Source organism: Endozoicomonas sp. SESOKO1 (assembly GCF_024606265.1).
GTDB lineage: Bacteria > Pseudomonadota > Gammaproteobacteria > Pseudomonadales > Endozoicomonadaceae > Endozoicomonas.
Window position 1 is genome coordinate 16184 of the sequence record NZ_JAHHPP010000310.1, and the last position, 15997, is coordinate 32180.

Annotated in this window: 11 protein-coding genes; 4 read left to right on the forward strand and 7 right to left on the reverse strand. The window is 48.2% G+C overall.

Annotated features, from left to right (window positions below):
- Window positions 1-201: 201 nt before the first annotated feature.
- The 3 genes from tal to KDK13_RS13770 form a co-directional block, all read right to left on the reverse strand.
- Complete coding sequence (tal, locus tag KDK13_RS13760; RefSeq protein WP_257285545.1) at window positions 202-1155, reverse strand: transaldolase; 954 nt, start codon at window positions 1153-1155, stop codon at window positions 202-204.
- A gap of 68 nt (window positions 1156-1223) precedes the next feature.
- Complete coding sequence (locus KDK13_RS13765) at window positions 1224-2873, reverse strand: hypothetical protein (RefSeq protein ID WP_257285546.1); 1650 nt, start codon at window positions 2871-2873, stop codon at window positions 1224-1226.
- A gap of 86 nt (window positions 2874-2959) precedes the next feature.
- Window positions 2960-4549, reverse strand: a complete 1590-nt coding sequence (locus tag KDK13_RS13770; RefSeq protein ID WP_257285547.1) for an FGGY-family carbohydrate kinase — start codon at window positions 4547-4549, stop codon at window positions 2960-2962.
- A 246-nt stretch (window positions 4550-4795) separates the two neighbouring features.
- Between KDK13_RS13770 and KDK13_RS13775 the strand changes: the two genes are divergently transcribed.
- Window positions 4796-5809 carry a LacI family DNA-binding transcriptional regulator gene (locus tag KDK13_RS13775; RefSeq protein ID WP_257285548.1) on the forward strand — a complete coding sequence of 338 codons (1014 nt, stop codon included), beginning with the start codon at window positions 4796-4798 and terminating at the stop codon, window positions 5807-5809.
- 69 nt (window positions 5810-5878) lie between these two features.
- Here KDK13_RS13775 and fucO read toward each other — a convergent pair whose 3' ends face one another.
- From fucO to KDK13_RS13795, 4 genes are all read right to left on the reverse strand, one after another.
- Complete coding sequence (gene fucO / locus KDK13_RS13780) at window positions 5879-7027, reverse strand: lactaldehyde reductase (protein ID WP_257285549.1); 1149 nt, start codon at window positions 7025-7027, stop codon at window positions 5879-5881.
- Window positions 7028-7045: 18 nt separating this feature from the next.
- Entirely contained in the window at window positions 7046-7474 is a 429-nt protein-coding gene (fucU, locus tag KDK13_RS13785; protein ID WP_257285550.1) for an L-fucose mutarotase, read from the reverse strand.
- A gap of 66 nt (window positions 7475-7540) precedes the next feature.
- Window positions 7541-8959: an L-fuculokinase gene (fucK, locus tag KDK13_RS13790; RefSeq protein WP_257285551.1), complete on the reverse strand. Its 1419-nt coding sequence runs from the start codon at window positions 8957-8959 to the stop codon at window positions 7541-7543.
- A gap of 48 nt (window positions 8960-9007) precedes the next feature.
- Window positions 9008-9727 (reverse strand): DeoR/GlpR family DNA-binding transcription regulator, encoded by a 720-nt coding sequence (locus KDK13_RS13795; protein ID WP_257285552.1) that lies wholly within the window; start codon window positions 9725-9727, stop codon window positions 9008-9010.
- 289 nt (window positions 9728-10016) lie between these two features.
- Here KDK13_RS13795 and KDK13_RS13800 point away from each other — a divergent pair, with 289 nt between their 5' ends.
- The 3 genes from KDK13_RS13800 (at window position 10017) to KDK13_RS13810 (ending at window position 15969) form a co-directional block, all read left to right on the forward strand.
- The gene (locus tag KDK13_RS13800; RefSeq protein WP_257285553.1) at window positions 10017-10667 is read left to right on the forward strand and encodes an L-fuculose-phosphate aldolase; all 651 of its coding nucleotides are present in this window, start codon (window positions 10017-10019) and stop codon (window positions 10665-10667) included.
- Window positions 10668-10945: 278 nt separating this feature from the next.
- Window positions 10946-15133, forward strand: coding sequence for a response regulator (locus KDK13_RS13805; RefSeq protein WP_257285554.1), 4188 nt, complete (start codon window positions 10946-10948; stop codon window positions 15131-15133).
- On the forward strand, window positions 15130-15969 hold the full coding sequence (locus KDK13_RS13810; protein WP_257285555.1) for a protein-glutamate O-methyltransferase CheR: 840 nt from the start codon (window positions 15130-15132) through the stop codon (window positions 15967-15969). The genes KDK13_RS13805 and KDK13_RS13810 overlap by 4 nt, the downstream gene beginning before the upstream one ends.
- Window positions 15970-15997: the final 28 nt, after the last annotated feature.

Consider the following 15997-nt stretch of genomic DNA (forward strand, 5'->3'; position numbering starts at 1 on the left):
ATGGGGAATTTTTTCACGTCTATTAAACAGCAATATCCCCGCGCACCCGGATGGCCCAACCAGGCTTGCTCAACGGCAGCCGGGGTAGGATTAGTGTTTGTCAGTGGTTTACTGTTTTTCTTTGTCTGAAATTAAATGATGAATTTGGAGGTTGACCTTTCCAGGCTGAAAAGGTCAGGTTTGCTTAGGTAGGGCTATGAGTTACAGCTTTTGAGCGATGAGTGTTTCCAGCTTTTCCTGATCAATAGCAAAGTTTCGAATACCTTCTGCCAGTTTTTCAGTTGCCATTGGGTTTTCATTCATCGCCCAGCGGAATGACGCTTCATCGAGCACTGTGTTGTCAATCTCACGGACTGGTTTGCTTGCAAAAAGTTTTTGCTCCAGGGAGTCGCTACACTGCTCCAGCTCATCCAGAAGATCCGGACTAATGGTCAGACAGTCACACCCCGCCAGCTGGCGAATCTCATCAATGTTACGAAAGCTGGCTCCCATCACGACGGTCTTGTAATCGTGCTGTTTGTAATAGTTGTAAATATCCGTCACAGAAAGAACACCGGGGTCTTCTGCCGGAGAATAGTGTTCTTTTCCGGTACTCTTTTTGTACCAGTCCAGAATACGTCCAACAAAAGGTGAAATAAGATATACACCAGCTTCAGCGCAGGCTTTTGCCTGGGCAAAACTGAACAACAGGGTCAGATTACAGCGAACACCTTCTCTTTCCAGAATTTCAGCCGCTTTGATTCCTTCCCAGGTAGACGCAATCTTTATTAATACGCGGGATGTGTCCGCACCTGCCTGTTGGTATAAAGCTAAAAGATCGCGAGCTTTAGCGACGGTTGCCTCTGTATCAAACGACAGTCGGGCATCAACTTCTGTTGAAATAAAGCCGGGAACTACGCCCTGTATCTCTTTGCCAATGCCAACAGCCAGATAGTCACAGGCGTAGGCAGCCTGATCTGCTTTACTGTCAGAATAATGGCGAGCGCACTTCAAGGCATCGGTTAACAGCTCATTATATTGAGGCAGAGTGGCTGCTTTCAAAATCAGGGAAGGGTTGGTGGTCGCATCCAATGGCTGGTAGCGTTTAATGGCCTCAATATCGCCAGTATCAGCCACTACTTTGGTAATGGTTTTTAATTGTTCCAGCTGATTCATAAGTCAAGGGAATTCTTATCGGGAGGGAAGACAGGGTGCGTGACAGCTGTCGCTGTCACGCAGTGAGATTAGATGTCGATATTGCCAGCGACATGAACACGCATGTTCTGAGTCAGGGCTTGAGCAATAAATGCCTGGACCACTTCTTTCAGGTTTTCCTCAGGTACATAAGCCACGGAGATGTGGTTACTCTGATGACCGGCCATCAGGTCGTCACGACCAACACCATCCAGAACACAATTCATCAGAGGCCATTCACGGGTAGTGTTATCCAAACGACGCTGGAACTCTTCCTGAGGCAGTTCGAAAGCTGTACCGGTACCGATATGCATATGAACGTCAGTGCCTTCATAATGAGCGCGAGCCCATACGAAAGTACCTGCCTTGCACTGACCACCAATGCTGGAACCGCCCAGAGGGAAGTACATGGCAGGCTGACGGAAACCTTTGGCGCCCGCAATGCCGCCTTTAATGTGCTCAAAAGGAACCGAGCCGGAAATTTCAAAGTCCCAGTAGAACGTGCCTTCAAACTCACTGCCCCAACGAATATCGTGCAGTGTCGTTTCGCTCGGCAGGCCCAGGCTGTCCAGTAGTCGGAACAGCATGGTTTGGGGGATTGCAGTCCCCATGTCTACTTCATTGATACAGGGGATGGGCTTGCCTTCACGAATGATGTCGCCTTTTTCACCTTTGATCGGAAAACGTTCTGAAGAACCTATGGCACCTTCGGCAAAATCAGAAGCGGCACAGCTGTCTTTCAAACCTTGCTGATATTGGACGCCCACACTGGTCAGACCAAAACGCTCGGTGATACGGGCCATGGCGATCATCATGGCGCATTGTTCCAGAACCTGTTCACGGGTCAGCTCTGTTGCACCATCGGTGCCAAACTGGAAGTCCATTCCACGATCAATGTAGAACTGCAGGCACTCTGCACGCTCTTCCTGAGACACCAGACTCATTTCGTACAACAATGCAGACTGGGACAGAGCTTCAATTGGCATGCCGATCTTAGCCAGAGACTCCTGTGGGAATACACCATTCATCATGCCCATGCAGAACATGTCGAACAATCCCATGATCTCTTTGTTTTCCAGAATATACTGCCCCACTTGCTGACCGATTTTTCCTGCTTCAGTTGCCATTACGGAATGGTCTTTGGTAACTTCCTTCAGGTAAGAGGTGTCGTGTTCAATCTTGCCGCTTTCCAGCCAGGATTGCAGACCCGCATAGAAAAAATCATCATCAAACTTTTCTGACCACAGGCGGCTGTGCTCGCGTCCCAGGCTATTCAGGGTGCCTGCCATACACAGGGCGCCCACCAGGCCGGGCCAGGTGCCATCGAAGTTAGCCAGTAATAATACCGGACCCTGATGATGAACCAGTGACGGTGCCAAATGGTGCGAGTACTGCCATGCGGTCATTAACACAATCAGAGGGGCTTGCGGGTCAATGGACGCCATAACATCAGAACCTTCACGCTGGTTGCTGATGAAACCATGTCCCTGATCTTCCTTGACCGGATGAGCACGGCGAACACTGAAGCCAAACTTTTCTTTCAGGGCAGCTTCGAGTTTACCCTCGAATTGATGCTGAACTTCCCAACAGTTTTTGTTTGCCGTATCGCGCAGATCGCCATTGGCGATAACAAACACTTCTTTTTCACCGAGTGACTGGCGCACCCTGGTTTCTGGCAGATTGAGTTTTAAAGAGGTCATAATATACTCCCGATCAGCCCGATATTCCGGGCTTCTGTTTTTTATGGCTGGTTGCGTTAAAAAGTTGGTGTTAATAAAAGTTACTATTAATAGTTGTTCATCATTGTCTGGTACTTCATCTGGTCTTCATACATCTCATGGAAGACCCTGTACTTGGCATCGTGGAATGCTTTGGTGCTGCTATCAGGCTCGATCACCTGTCCTTTTGATGACATGGCTGCCATGGCTGCTTTCAGGTCAGAGAAGTCGCCGCAGGCGGTTGCAGCCAGCATGGCAGACCCCAGAAGAACGGCTTCTTCTTCTGCGCCCAGAACAATCTCGCAACCGGTAACATTCGCATGTTCCCTGAGCCACAGCGGATTCTTGGTGCCACCACCACACATATGGATGCGGGTAATCTGATGACCGGCACTGTTCATGGCCTCAATTATATGACGGGTGCCGTAAGACACCGACTGAATGGCAGCCAGGTAAATCCGGGCCAGTTCACTCAGGTTTTTATTCATTGAAAGGCCAGACACCATACCTTTCAAATGTGGATTTGCCCTTGGTGAGCGGTTACCGTGGTGATAACCCAGCAGATGGAAATTAGCCATAAAGTGTGGGTCTTCATCTTCCAGGCGCCTGACTTCTTCATTCAGAATGTCATAATGGCTTCGTACCTGTTCTTCAGCCATTTGCATCAGTTCAGGATAAAAGGCACTGTCTTTAATGACATGATCAATCAGGGAGCCAGCAGCGGATTGTCCTCCTTCACTCAGCCAGGTGCCAGGCACCATTGCTCCCCAGTAAGGTCCCCAGACACCATTGACAAAAACAGGCTCCTGGCTGACTGCCATATGACATGAAGACGTTCCGCCTATGATCGCCAGGGTTGATTCCGGCTTATCACCAATAACGCCGACACCTCCTGCGTGTGCGTCAATGATACCTACGGCAACAGTCGTCTTGGTGGTCAGGCCCAGTTCAGCGGCGGCTACATCGGTTAACTGGCCCGCAGGCGACCCCAGATCGACGATCTGATCACCTATTTTTTCTCCTGTGATCAGATCGCCCAGTCCCAGTTGTTCAAGCAAGGGGATATCCCAGCTTTTCTTGTGTGCCAGGTAGGTCCACTTGCATACTTTTGTGCAGACACTGCGAATATCTTTACCACTGGCGCGATACACCAGGTAATCCGCCAGATCAAAGAATTTAGCGGCACGCTGGTATTGCTCAGGCAGATGATTTTTCAGCCATTTCAGCTTTGGCAGCTCCATTTCCGGGCTGACTTCACCACCGACATACTGCAATACTTCACTGCCTGTCTGGTTGATCTCAGCCGCTTCAGCCATCGCACGGTGATCCATCCACATGATAATGTTCTGGTTATCCGCACCGGTTGGAGAGACACTTACAGGCTGGTCATTACCATCGATCGAAACCAGTGAGCAGGTAGCATCAAAGCCAATACCCCTGACCTGTTCAGGCTTTACACCGGACTCGCGGATGACAGAGTTAACGACCTTACAAACCTGCGCCCAGATATCAGACGACGATTGTTCGACAAAATCCGGTGCTGGACGAAACTGTTTAATTGGGCTGACTGCCAGAGCCAACCTTTGCCCGGTAGCGGTGAACAACGCTGCCCTGGCACTACCAGATCCAATATCAACCCCAATGTACAGGTGCTGCATATTATTTTTCCAAACGTAGCTAATACGAGTTAGCAGGAATCTTATCTACCAGAATTTATCTATTCAAGTGCTCTTTTGTGTTGATTATTGTCAGGATTGATACAGATCAACATCTCAGGGGTTTGTATTAAAGACTGCTAACTCGTAGTAGCCGATTATAATGATCTTCATTTAAGCTACTGATTGACTACTTGTAACAAGAATTAACGCAGTTGCCCCGGTAATTGAAATAGTGTGTGACTTCTTATGGCTAAGACAGTTGATGAAATAGCAGATCTGGCAGGAGTGTCCGTGACTTCTGTAAGACTTGTTATTAATGGTCAGGACAAAAAATACAGGATCAGCGAGAAAACCCGCGATAAAATTCAGGGCATCATTAAACAGCATGGCTATGTCATTAATCAGACAGCCCGCAACCTGAAACTAAAACAGACGCAGACCATCGGATTGGTCATTCCCAGTCTTACCAACCCCTTCTTCGCTATCCTGACAGAAACGCTTGAGGCTGGTTGTCGTGCAGCAGGCTATCAGTTGATTACAGCTTGTAGCGGTGACGATGAAGAAACTGAAGAAAATGTCATAAAAAACCTGATGGCAAGAGGTATTGACGGGTTATTTGTGACGCCCTCCTCAGCCGATCGCCAAAAGATTATTGGCAGCAATCGGGACAATAAGCCGATTGTTGTTCTGGACCGGGATTTTGGTACATCCGACTTACCGGCGGTGGCTACAGACAACTTTAAAGGTGGGGTAAACATTGGTAAAAAACTGGCTGGTATGACCAGTGAACTGTTCTTTTTAGGAGCCGGTATTTCTCTGCCATCGGTTCAGGCGCGACTGAAAGGGGTGGTCGTTGGGCTGGGCAGCAATGGTTTTAAGTTAACCGATAACGAAATCATCATTCATGGGAAGAATGAGCGCATTAATGGCTACCTGATTATGCAGCAACTGTGTCAGCGGCTGGGAAGGGCACCGCTCGGCATAGTTACGGTCTCTCTGCCTATTCTTGAAGGTGCAATGGAGTATCTTCGTGAGACATTCGGAGAAGTTAACCCTGGCATGGTGATTGGCTCATTCGACAACCATCCCATGCTGGAGTTTTGCCCGAACCCGGTGGTTGCCATGAAGCAGGATACCACAGCCTTGTCAGAATTAGCCCTGAAACTAATGAAACAGTTGATCAATAACGAAGACACGGAAAGGAAACTGCATATTATTCAACCCAATGTGATTGAAAGACAGTCGCTCTCTAAACCCTAAAAAAAGATCCGCCTTCCCATGAAAGGCAGATCTTTGTTTTAACCGACACGTTCAATATGGCGACTCTGGTCAGAACGCCTGCAGGTAAAGTTCCCGAACATTTTCAGCAGAAGCTGCTCTGGGGTTACCGCCATAGCAAGGGTCATTCAGGGCTTTTTCAATCCAGCACTCAATGGCATCTTCCCCAACACCGAGCTCGGCAAAACCAGAGGGGATGCCAACCTGCACCGACAATTTCTGAATCAGGGAAACCGCCAATTCGGCAGCCTGCACATCATTAAGACGTGACGTATCTCCTCCCATGGCTTCAGCAACAGCCCGGAATTTTTCCGGGTATTCAGCAGCATTAAAGGCACAGATATGAGGTAGTAAGATGGCATTACAAACACCATGGGGCAGGTCATGGGTAGCACCTGGCTGATGCGCCATTGCATGCACTAAACCAAGACCAGCACTGTTGAAAGCCATACCGGCCAAAAACTGGGCACAGGCCATTTTTTCCCGCGCTAACAGATTTTCACCCTGCTCAACAGCAACAGGTAACCACTGACTGATAATGCGAATGGATTCCAGCGCACTATGATCGGTCAAAGTGTACGCTCCAACAGTAACGTATGCTTCGATAGCATGAGTCAGCGCATCCATTCCGGTCGCTGCGGTCACAGAGGCGGGTAGGCCAACCATCAGTTCCGGGTCGTTTACGGCAATATCTGGAATTTGTTTAGGGTCAATGATCACCATTTTGACTTTATTGTCTTCGTCAGTAATGACTGAATTGGACGTCATTTCTGCTGCTGTACCGGCAGTGGTATTGATGGCAATAAAATAAGCACCGTGATTTTGCACTTTGCCAATGCCGTTGTAATCGCAGATATCCCCATCATTGCTGGCCATAATACGAATCGCTTTTGCCGCATCGACGGGGCTTCCGCCACCCACAGCAATGAAGCAGTCACAACCTTCACGCTGATAAATCTCAACCCCTTTGCGCACCAGATTGGCCGTCGGGTTTGGCGTCACACCATCGAACAGGTAAGACGAGACGCCAGCCTTGTCCAGTTCGGCCAGTAACCCGTTCAGAACACCCAGTTCCATCAGGGTTTTGTCCGTAACTATCAGGGCTTTTTTTACGGGTTGCTGTTTCAGATGTGCTACCGCATCGGCAACGGCACCTGGACCGGCAAGGCTAAGCCTGGGCATATTTAATGCGAAACTCATAATGAACGACTCCTACTATTAATGGACAGGTGTTACACCCTTTTTCAAAATTATGTTGCCGTACTTGGCGACTTCTCCGCTCATTACTACAGCGAATGCCTTCTGCGCTCTTTGATAAAATGCAAACCGCTCTTCGCGACATATATCAAGTCCGGATTCTTCACCAAAAAGCGCCTCTCGATACCTGCGCTCAACACCCGGATCCAGCTCATCGCCTTCGCTGGGACTCATCATGATGAGTGGCGGCGCATAAGCGTCGAGTTCAAACAGGGGAATAATGGCTTTCAACAGTTGATCTGCCGGAATGCCGTCAGCCCGGATAACCTGGTTACTCAAGGTGTGACCGGGAAAATGTGCATCAGCAATCAGTAATTCATCACCGTGGCCCATTTCCGCCATCACTTTTAACAGCTCCGGTGATATCAATGGAGATATTCCCTTCAGCATGTCGTTTTCTCCTATACCGCTTCTTTGCAATACACTTATCAATCGGAAAGCTATCAGTCTGGAAAATTAACAGTCCGGAAAAATAGTATCGTACTGAATATCAAATGCCGTTCGAGCCGCTTCAGGGCTCTCAAATAAACCCGCTCCTGCCATGGCAAACATCGAAGCACCTAATACTGTTGTTTCTGACTCTTTCAGCACCTTGACAGGCAGTTGCAGTGTATTGGCTTTGAGCTGATTCCAAAGTGTGTTTTGGGAACCGCCGCCAACAAGAATTAATTCAGACGTTGTAAAACCGCCAACATCTTCCAGCTGTTTTAGACTGACTTTTAGCCTGGCACATAGCCCCTCAAGGGCTGCCCGGTAAATGACACCGCGATTAGCGTTAAGAGTGAGCCCACTGATAGCTCCATCAGACTTACCATCACGACCGATCAGAAAGTCGGGGTTAAAACTCACTCCATTGCATCCGGGCGGTACGTCATTAGCCTCGCTGATCATGCAGGTATATTTTTTGGAGCCTTCAAGTTCTGCATAGAACTGTCTGCCAATCCATTCCAGTACACCTGATGCCAACCACTGAATGCCAGGATTGTAGAAGCCCTTGTGAGCATCCCATTCACAGGTAAATCCGGCTTCAAAGATGTCTGACGACAACGAACCAATACTTGAGGATCTCGCCATCAGGATTTCCCACGTACCGGAGGATAGAACGGGCTGCCCTTCGCTGGCACCAGAGCCATACACTGCGAACTGAGTATCATGACCAGCGGAGATAACGGGAATGCCTGCTGGCAGCCCAAGCCTGTCGGCAGGTTCCGGCAGTAATGCTCCGATCAATTCACCTGCCTGGACGAGTTCCGGAAAGAAATGGCTATCAAGGCCTAATACAGAAAGGATCTTTTCGTTAAAAGTCTGTGATTCCAGGTCGGTAAGCTGGGCAGTTCCAGCCATAGTGGCATCATTGGTCATACGACCAGTGAGTTTGTGAGTAAATAGCGAACTGATAAACATCCAGCCGTGGGCATCAGCAAGCAATTCCGGCCGGTTCTCTTTGAACCAGATCAGCTTGTTCAGGGTATTGAAGGCGAAATGCCCGACACCAGAGTCCAGCGCCACTTTATCAGGGTCAAAATATTCCATGAGTCGCTGCATGGAAACAACCGTACGTGGACATTTCCAGCTGATTACCGGGTAAATCAACTCGCCAGCGGTATTGACCAACCCGCCATCCACCCCGAAGGTCGTGACTGTAATGCCCTTCACCCGTTCGGGGCTCACTGTTTGCAGAACTTCCCGACAACAAAGGCTGAACTTGTCAAAGATGCATTCCAGGGGCCAGACATGCCACGATGGATTCTCTGCAGCAGGCCTGGTCTCATTGGCTCTGGAAGACTTGGCAACTACATGCCCACCGGTGTCTACGGCAACAGCCCTTACGTTGGTAGCTCCACAATCCAGTACAATAACAACGTCTTGCGCCATAATTACTCCGAACACATAATTTGTGTCGTATAAAAGAGGTTGGAGCTCTTATTCACTAATAACCCGATCAAGATCATCGGTCCTGCAAAGGCGGATCAAACCGGATTTTCCAACCTTTGAAGAATCACACAACAACACACTCCTTCCTGCACATCTGAGCATTGCCTGCTTGATAGCAGCGTTGGCTTCGTTGCTCTCCCAGGCGCCTGATTCTTCCTGAAAGCCAGTGCAGGAAAAAAACAGAATCTCTGCACCAAAGTGACTGACCTGTGCTGTTGCGAGCGGCCCCAAAAAAGCACCATACTTTTCTGAGTACTCTCCACCGACGGTGAGCGTCTTAATCCTTGATCGCGAAACCAGCTCAAAAGCAACCCGCATTGAGTTAGTGATCACGGTTAATTTCATATCAGGCAGCGCTTTTGCCAGGTACCAGCTGCTTGAGCTGGCATCGAGCATGATGGTATCTCCAGCCCGAATCATGCTCACGGCTTTCTGCGCAATAGCGTTTTTTTCTGTCGCCTGCTCATCGGCTCTCTGCCCAAATGCCAGGCCAACGTCATCACCCGCCAGAGAAAGTGCACTACCATGTTGACGACGCAACAGGCCCTTCTCTTCCAGTGCCCGCAGATCTCTGCGCATGGTTTCGACAGAGACATCAAATTGCTGCGCCAGGTTTTTTACACTGATGGAACCAGAGTGATCAACCCGGTTCACAATATCCCGAAGGCGATTGCCCAGCTCTTTGTTCACACCATTCACATCATTCACATCAAAACCTCATCAATGCTCATTATCTTAAAACGGTCATAATCGGTCATCATTGATTTATATCAAAAAATGCTCTGGCTGATGAATAAAGACTTGATGAAAGTCTTTATTCATAAAGGAGTGTGTGGAGCCAGGAAATCCATGTGGGAAAATATTTTTATTGAAGATAGCAAAAAAAATATCGTATATTTTATATTGATTCGGTCATAAACGGTCATGTCGGTATAGCAGCCATTAGCTATTGCCATGGCGTTGTACTGACCATTATTACAGCGAGGAGCTACCACGCATGAGCATCAGAAACGATCTGTCCGGAAAAATAATTGCAGCCTGTCAGGAGATGAACCGCTCAGGTCTGAATCAGGGAACTGCAGGTAACATCAGTTGCCGCTATGAGAACGGAATGCTGATTACCCCTTCCGGCATCGCCTACGATCAGATGGAAGAAAATGATATTGTCTTTGTTGACAATGACGGCACTTACGAAGATGGCAAAGTTCCTTCAAGCGAGTGGCGCTTCCATCAGATCATTTATCAGACTCGGGCGGACATGAACGCGGTGGTGCATAACCACGCTCAATTCAGCACCGCCCTGTCCATTTTGAATAAGGGCATTCCAGCGATTCACTATATGATTGCGGCTGCAGGCGGGAAAGACATTCCCTGTGTTCCCTATGCTACCTATGGCACCCCTGAACTGTCCGATTATGTTGCCACAGGATTCACTGAGAGAAATGCAATCCTGATGCAACACCACGGCATGACCGCTGCCGGAGAAACTCTGGGTAAAGCAATATGGCTGGCAGAAGAAGTTGAAACCTTGTCAAAGTTGTACGTCAACTTGCTGCAAACAGGGCTAACAATCCCAACGCTCTCTGATGAAGAAATCGGCGTGGTTCTGGGCAAGTTCAAGAATTATGGGTTAAGAGAAAAAAACTGAGCCACTGCTGAATCCGGGTCCATATCTCTGGATCCGGGTTAAGGCATCCTGAAGCAATAGTTTATCCTTGCCATTTCCGGCGATTCCGTATGGCTCCTGTCGTGACCAGCCCGCAACACCTTACAAACATTTATCGCCACTGACAACAGCCAACTCTGTATTGGATTTTTCTTGGGTTCCTATCGGATTGCCCCTAATTTTTTTCCGCAATTTAACGATGAATAGGAGATGGGAAAGTTCCAGATTCCACCCTTGGATTAAAGTACAGAGATTAAACCATGAGTTCAGAATCACCCAGTGAAAACAGTCAGCGAAAGACGGGTGGCCTGGCACTCACACTTTTTCTCTGGTTTATTGTTTTATCCATTGGGCCGGTTGTGATTGTTGGGCTGAATGAGTACAAGACCGGAAAAGAAGCCATTGTTAAAGATCGTTATGATCAGCTTTCATCTGTAAATTTTCAATTAACTCAACGCATTAATGAATACTTTGATACGGTGTTAACCAATTTATTCATTATGGCATCATCTTCCGAAGCATTTATTACCGAATTGGTGACGGCTCCTGGCTTTAAAACACAGCCGGTTTCTGCGTTTATTAATTCCAGGGAATACGGGGATATATACGAAAAGTACGCTATGGAGTATGTGGATTTCCTGCGATTCTATGATTACTCCGATGTGATTCTGGGTGATGCAGCAGGCAATATTCTCTATACAGTGAATGAATACAGTGATTTAGGAAAAAACCTGTTCTCTTCAGAGCTGGAAAATACGTTTTTTTCTCAAGCGGTTAAAGACAGCCTTGATGATCAGCAGCCAAAGTATGCTGACCTTGCTGCCTACCCGCCCATAGGCAATGAGAAAGTCATCTTTTTAATATTGCCGCTGGCGGATTCCTTCCAGCAAGCAGTAGGTTTTATTGCGGTGCAGATTCACCCGAAGAATATTCAGGTGATGTTTGATAAAGGTGAGTCCGACGTCGGCCTCTCGTCGTTTCTTGTCGGTAGGGATCGTCAAATTCGCTTTGGTACCCGGTTTGAAAATCAGGAACAGCTTAAATTTGCGGATGATAACCCGCTTATCAACTTATGGTTAAGTCATCTTGAGGATGATGGGAGCTTCATAGAAGAGGAAGACCATTTCGGAATATTCTCTTCAGATGATGGTCATGTTTTTGAGCCTAATGGAGAGCATGAGCATGAGCATGATCTGGAATCCATTTCAGAAGATCTTGATGCTTTAAGTCTGGACGAGCAGGACATATTAGGCCGGGCAGCTAAAGCGAGCTTGAACCATATTCGAAGCTACATTCATGGTGAAGAAGTTCTGGGGATATATCTGCCAATCAATATTGCCGGAACCCCCATGGTCATTCTGTCAGAAGTCACGCACCGGCATGCTTTTGCATCAGTTCAGGACTTTCGAAAGCGCCTTTTTGTGCTTATCGCCATCACTTTTGCCCTGGTGGTCGTTATTGCCCTGTTTGTCACGCGACAACTGGTTAAGCCTATCCGTCTGATTACCCGCTGGGTCAATCGAGTCGCTGCGGGCGACTATGCCGAAGGGGCTGTACTGAACGGCAATAATGAGATCAGCGAACTAAGTCGCAGTTTTGCCCAGATGACGGAAAGGTTGCGTACCGTCAGCGCTGAAAATACCCGGAAAAACTGGCTTCAGGAAGGCATGGCCGGGTTGCATAACAGTGTCCGTGGTGAGCAGGCGATGGCGGAGCTGTGCCATAACATTGTGGCTTATATTGCCCGCTATCTGGATATGCATTCCGGCGCCATGTTTGTAAAGGATGATAAAAACCAGCTGCAGTTGATGGGAACTTATGCCTGGAGTAAACGCAATCAGCATGCCCATTGTTTTGATATTGGTGAAGGGCTGATTGGTCAGGCAGCGCTGGAAAGGGAAGCGATTGAGATAGCCAATGTACCCGATGGCTACATTGACGTTGAGTCTGGACTGGGCTCTGTGAGACCGGCTTATCTTATGATTGTGCCCCTTTGCTATGAGAATGAGCTTAAGGGAGTATTTGAGTTTGCCCGGCTTGTCCCAATGACGGATGAGCAGCGCCTGTTTCTTGAACATTCTATTGAAAGTATTGCCATTGCCATTAACTCTGCCCAGTATCGAACCCGGGTAAATCAGCTTCTCGATACCACCACCGAGCAATCGGAGGCATTAAAGGAACAACAAGAAGAACTGCGTTCGGTTAATGAAGAGCTGGAAAAGCGGGCCGGTATTCTGGAAGAGTCAGAGGAAGAGCTGAAAGCCCAGAGTGATGAGCTGCAGAAATCCAATGTTGAACTGGAAGAGCTCAGCGAACAGCTGATGCACCAGAAAGAAGAGATTGAGCGAAAAAATAAGGATATTGAGCTATCCAGTAAAAAGATCACGGAAAAGGCGGAGGAGCTTGCCCGGGCCAGTAAATATAAATCCGAGTTTCTTGCCAATATGTCCCATGAGCTGCGTACGCCATTGAATTCTTTACTGCTCCTTTCCCAGATGCTGGCAGAAAACGACGAAGGTAACCTGACCGAAGACCAGGTAGAGTCTGCTCAGGTGATTTACAACGGAGGTAAAGAGTTACTTGAGCTGATCAATGACATTCTTGACCTGTCCAAGGTCGAAGCGGGCAAGATGTCGGTCAATCTTGATGACACTCCCCTGAATGAGATCAAAGGCAGTATTGAAACCATGTTTAACCCTCTGGCGGAAAGTCGGGGCCTCCAGTTCCGGGTCAGCATAGAAAAAGGGGTAAGCACGTCTGTTTTCACTGACAGTCAGCGGCTAATGCAAATTATCAAGAACTTCCTGTCAAATGCTTTCAAGTTTACCGAGGATGGCAGTGTTCAGGTAAGAATGTTTATGGAAGCCCGGCCTGGCCGCTTTTCAGAAGATACATGGATTGGTTTTGCTGTTAAAGACAGTGGGATTGGGATTCCCAAAGAGAAGCAGGCATCGATTTTTGGCTCATTCCAGCAAGCTGATGGGTCTACCAGCCGAAAATATGGCGGAACCGGCCTTGGCCTGGCGATCTCCAGAGAGATGGCAGAACTTCTGGGGGGCTTTATTGAACTGGACAGTAAGGAAGGTGCAGGAACCGTCTTTACCCTGTTCCTGCCGGCTAATCCAGTGTGTTCTCTTGGTCCTGAGACAGTACTGGCAGAAAACTATGTGTCAGATGTCTTTGATCAGTCTTTTGACGACGGTGATCCAGAGACGCCTGTTCAACCGTCAGAAAGAAATGATGAGCCGGAGGTGGTGGCGTTATCGGAGCCTTCGCAATCGTCAGATTATCAACTGCTGGCTATTGAAGATGATCCTCACTTTGTCACCATTCTTACTCAACTTGCGGGTAAACATCGCTTTGGCTGTTTGCATGCGACAACGGGAGAGCAGGGCATTGCCCTGGCCCGACAGCATCAACCATCGGCCATTATTCTGGATCTGGGCTTACCGGATATGGATGGGCAGGAGGTACTTGCTCAGCTAAAAGCCGATGATGCGACCAGACATATTCCGGTACATATCATTTCGGGACGGGATCCAGCGTCGGTTTCCGGCCTTGGCACTGTTGGTTATTTGAAAAAACCCGTGAGTATTACCGATATTGATCAGGCGTTTTTGACTCTTGGGCAGGCCATTAGCCAGGACATTCGTGATGTATTGATTCTTGACCTGGATGAACAGCAAAGATCCCAGGTAGGCAGCATGCTGGAGCAAAAAGGGCTCCATGTAGGGTATGCCAGCACAGTAGAAGAAGCCGAGCAGGGGCTTGTTGATCACCAGTGGCAATGCCTGATTATGGATCTGGAGTTGGGTAATATCGGCGGGCTGGAGTTTCTGGAAAAAATGAAAGCCAGGCTGGGGCCTGAAATGCCTTCAGTGATCATTCACACTGCGCACCCTGTTGATAAGACTGAGCACTCCCTGCTGCAGGAGTATACCAATGCCATGGTGATGAAAGGTGACAGAGCCATGGAAAGAATAACGGATGAAGTCAGCCTGTTCTTGCATACCGTCAATAAGGATCAGGTGGATGATACGCCCGATGAGCCGGTGACCGGGTCTGAGAAGCGTCTTGATGGGCACAAGATTCTGCTGGTTGATGATGATTTGAGAAATACCTTTGCCCTTTCCAAAGCCCTTCAGGGCATGGGGCTGGAAGTTGTGCTCGCTGACAATGGCAAGAATGCGATCAGCAAGCTTGAGGAAGAAGACGGCATTGAACTGGTGTTAATGGATATTATGATGCCGATTATGGATGGTTACGAAGCCACCGCCGCTATTCGGCAAATGAATGAGTTTAAAGAACTTCCGGTGATAGCCCTGACCGCCAAGGCCATGGCGGGTGACAAGGCAAAATGCCTTGAGGCAGGAGCCAATGATTACATGACCAAACCGCTGGATATGGCCAGGCTGACAGAAATGCTGAAGGTGTGGCTACTGCGATGATGGAGACTTGCCCGGTAGCTGACCTGGAACGACTGGAACTCGACTTACTGCTGGACGCTGTCAAGAAGCATTATGGCTATGACTTTCATGACTATGCCAGGGCATCGATGATCCGTCGGGTAAAAAAGTACATGGAGCAGGCAGGCATCAATCAGATCAGTGAGTTGATTCCACTGTTCCTGCACGATAATCGTGCATTTTACCGGTTTGTGAAAAGTATCTCCGTTGTGGTTACGGAAATGTTCAGGGATCCTGATGTTTTTAAAGTCTTGCGGGAAGAGGTCATTCCTGTACTCAGGACTTACCCGTTTATCAAAATATGGCATGCAGGGTGTGCTTCCGGTCAGGAAGTTTACTCCATGGCGATCCTGTTGGAAGAGGAAGGTATACTGGATCGTTGCCAGATTTACGCTACGGACTTCAATGATGATGCTCTGAATCTGGCCAAAAAGGGGATTTATCCAGCGGAAGATATTGAGCTTTATGAAAACAATTACCGCCTTTCAGGGGGGAAGAATAAGCTCAGTGATTACTGGGTCAGCCTCTATGATTCCATCAAGGTCAACAACCATTTGTCACAACGGATAACGTTTGCCAATCACAACCTGGTGACGGATGGGGTTTTTGGCGAAATGCATTTGGTGATGTGCCGCAATGTACTGATTTATTTCAATGAACAGTTGCAGGACAGGGCATTAACTTTGATTAATGACAGTTTATGCCCGAGGGGGTTTCTCTGTATCGGGCGAAGGGAGAACCTGAAGTTCAGCCCGATCAGAAACCATCTCGAAGATATCAGTAGTACCCTTAGAATTTACAGGAAGCTGGGCTTGTGAGTTCAGTCGTCTGACAGACTCTATGGAA

What these genes read in the sequence shown, in the direction of transcription:
- tal (WP_257285545.1), bottom strand. Translation starts at nt 1,155, where the DNA reads ATGAATCAGCTGGAACAATTAAAAACCATTACCAAAGTAGTGGCTGAT.
- KDK13_RS13765 (WP_257285546.1), bottom strand. Translation starts at nt 2,873, where the DNA reads ATGACCTCTTTAAAACTCAATCTGCCAGAAACCAGGGTGCGCCAGTCA.
- KDK13_RS13770 (WP_257285547.1), bottom strand. Translation starts at nt 4,549, where the DNA reads ATGCAGCACCTGTACATTGGGGTTGATATTGGATCTGGTAGTGCCAGG.
- KDK13_RS13775 (WP_257285548.1), top strand. Translation starts at nt 4,796, where the DNA reads ATGGCTAAGACAGTTGATGAAATAGCAGATCTGGCAGGAGTGTCCGTG.
- fucO (WP_257285549.1), bottom strand. Translation starts at nt 7,027, where the DNA reads ATGAGTTTCGCATTAAATATGCCCAGGCTTAGCCTTGCCGGTCCAGGT.
- fucU (WP_257285550.1), bottom strand. Translation starts at nt 7,474, where the DNA reads ATGCTGAAGGGAATATCTCCATTGATATCACCGGAGCTGTTAAAAGTG.
- fucK (WP_257285551.1), bottom strand. Translation starts at nt 8,959, where the DNA reads ATGGCGCAAGACGTTGTTATTGTACTGGATTGTGGAGCTACCAACGTA.
- KDK13_RS13800 (WP_257285553.1), top strand. Translation starts at nt 10,017, where the DNA reads ATGAGCATCAGAAACGATCTGTCCGGAAAAATAATTGCAGCCTGTCAG.
- KDK13_RS13805 (WP_257285554.1), top strand. Translation starts at nt 10,946, where the DNA reads ATGAGTTCAGAATCACCCAGTGAAAACAGTCAGCGAAAGACGGGTGGC.
- KDK13_RS13810 (WP_257285555.1), top strand. Translation starts at nt 15,130, where the DNA reads ATGATGGAGACTTGCCCGGTAGCTGACCTGGAACGACTGGAACTCGAC.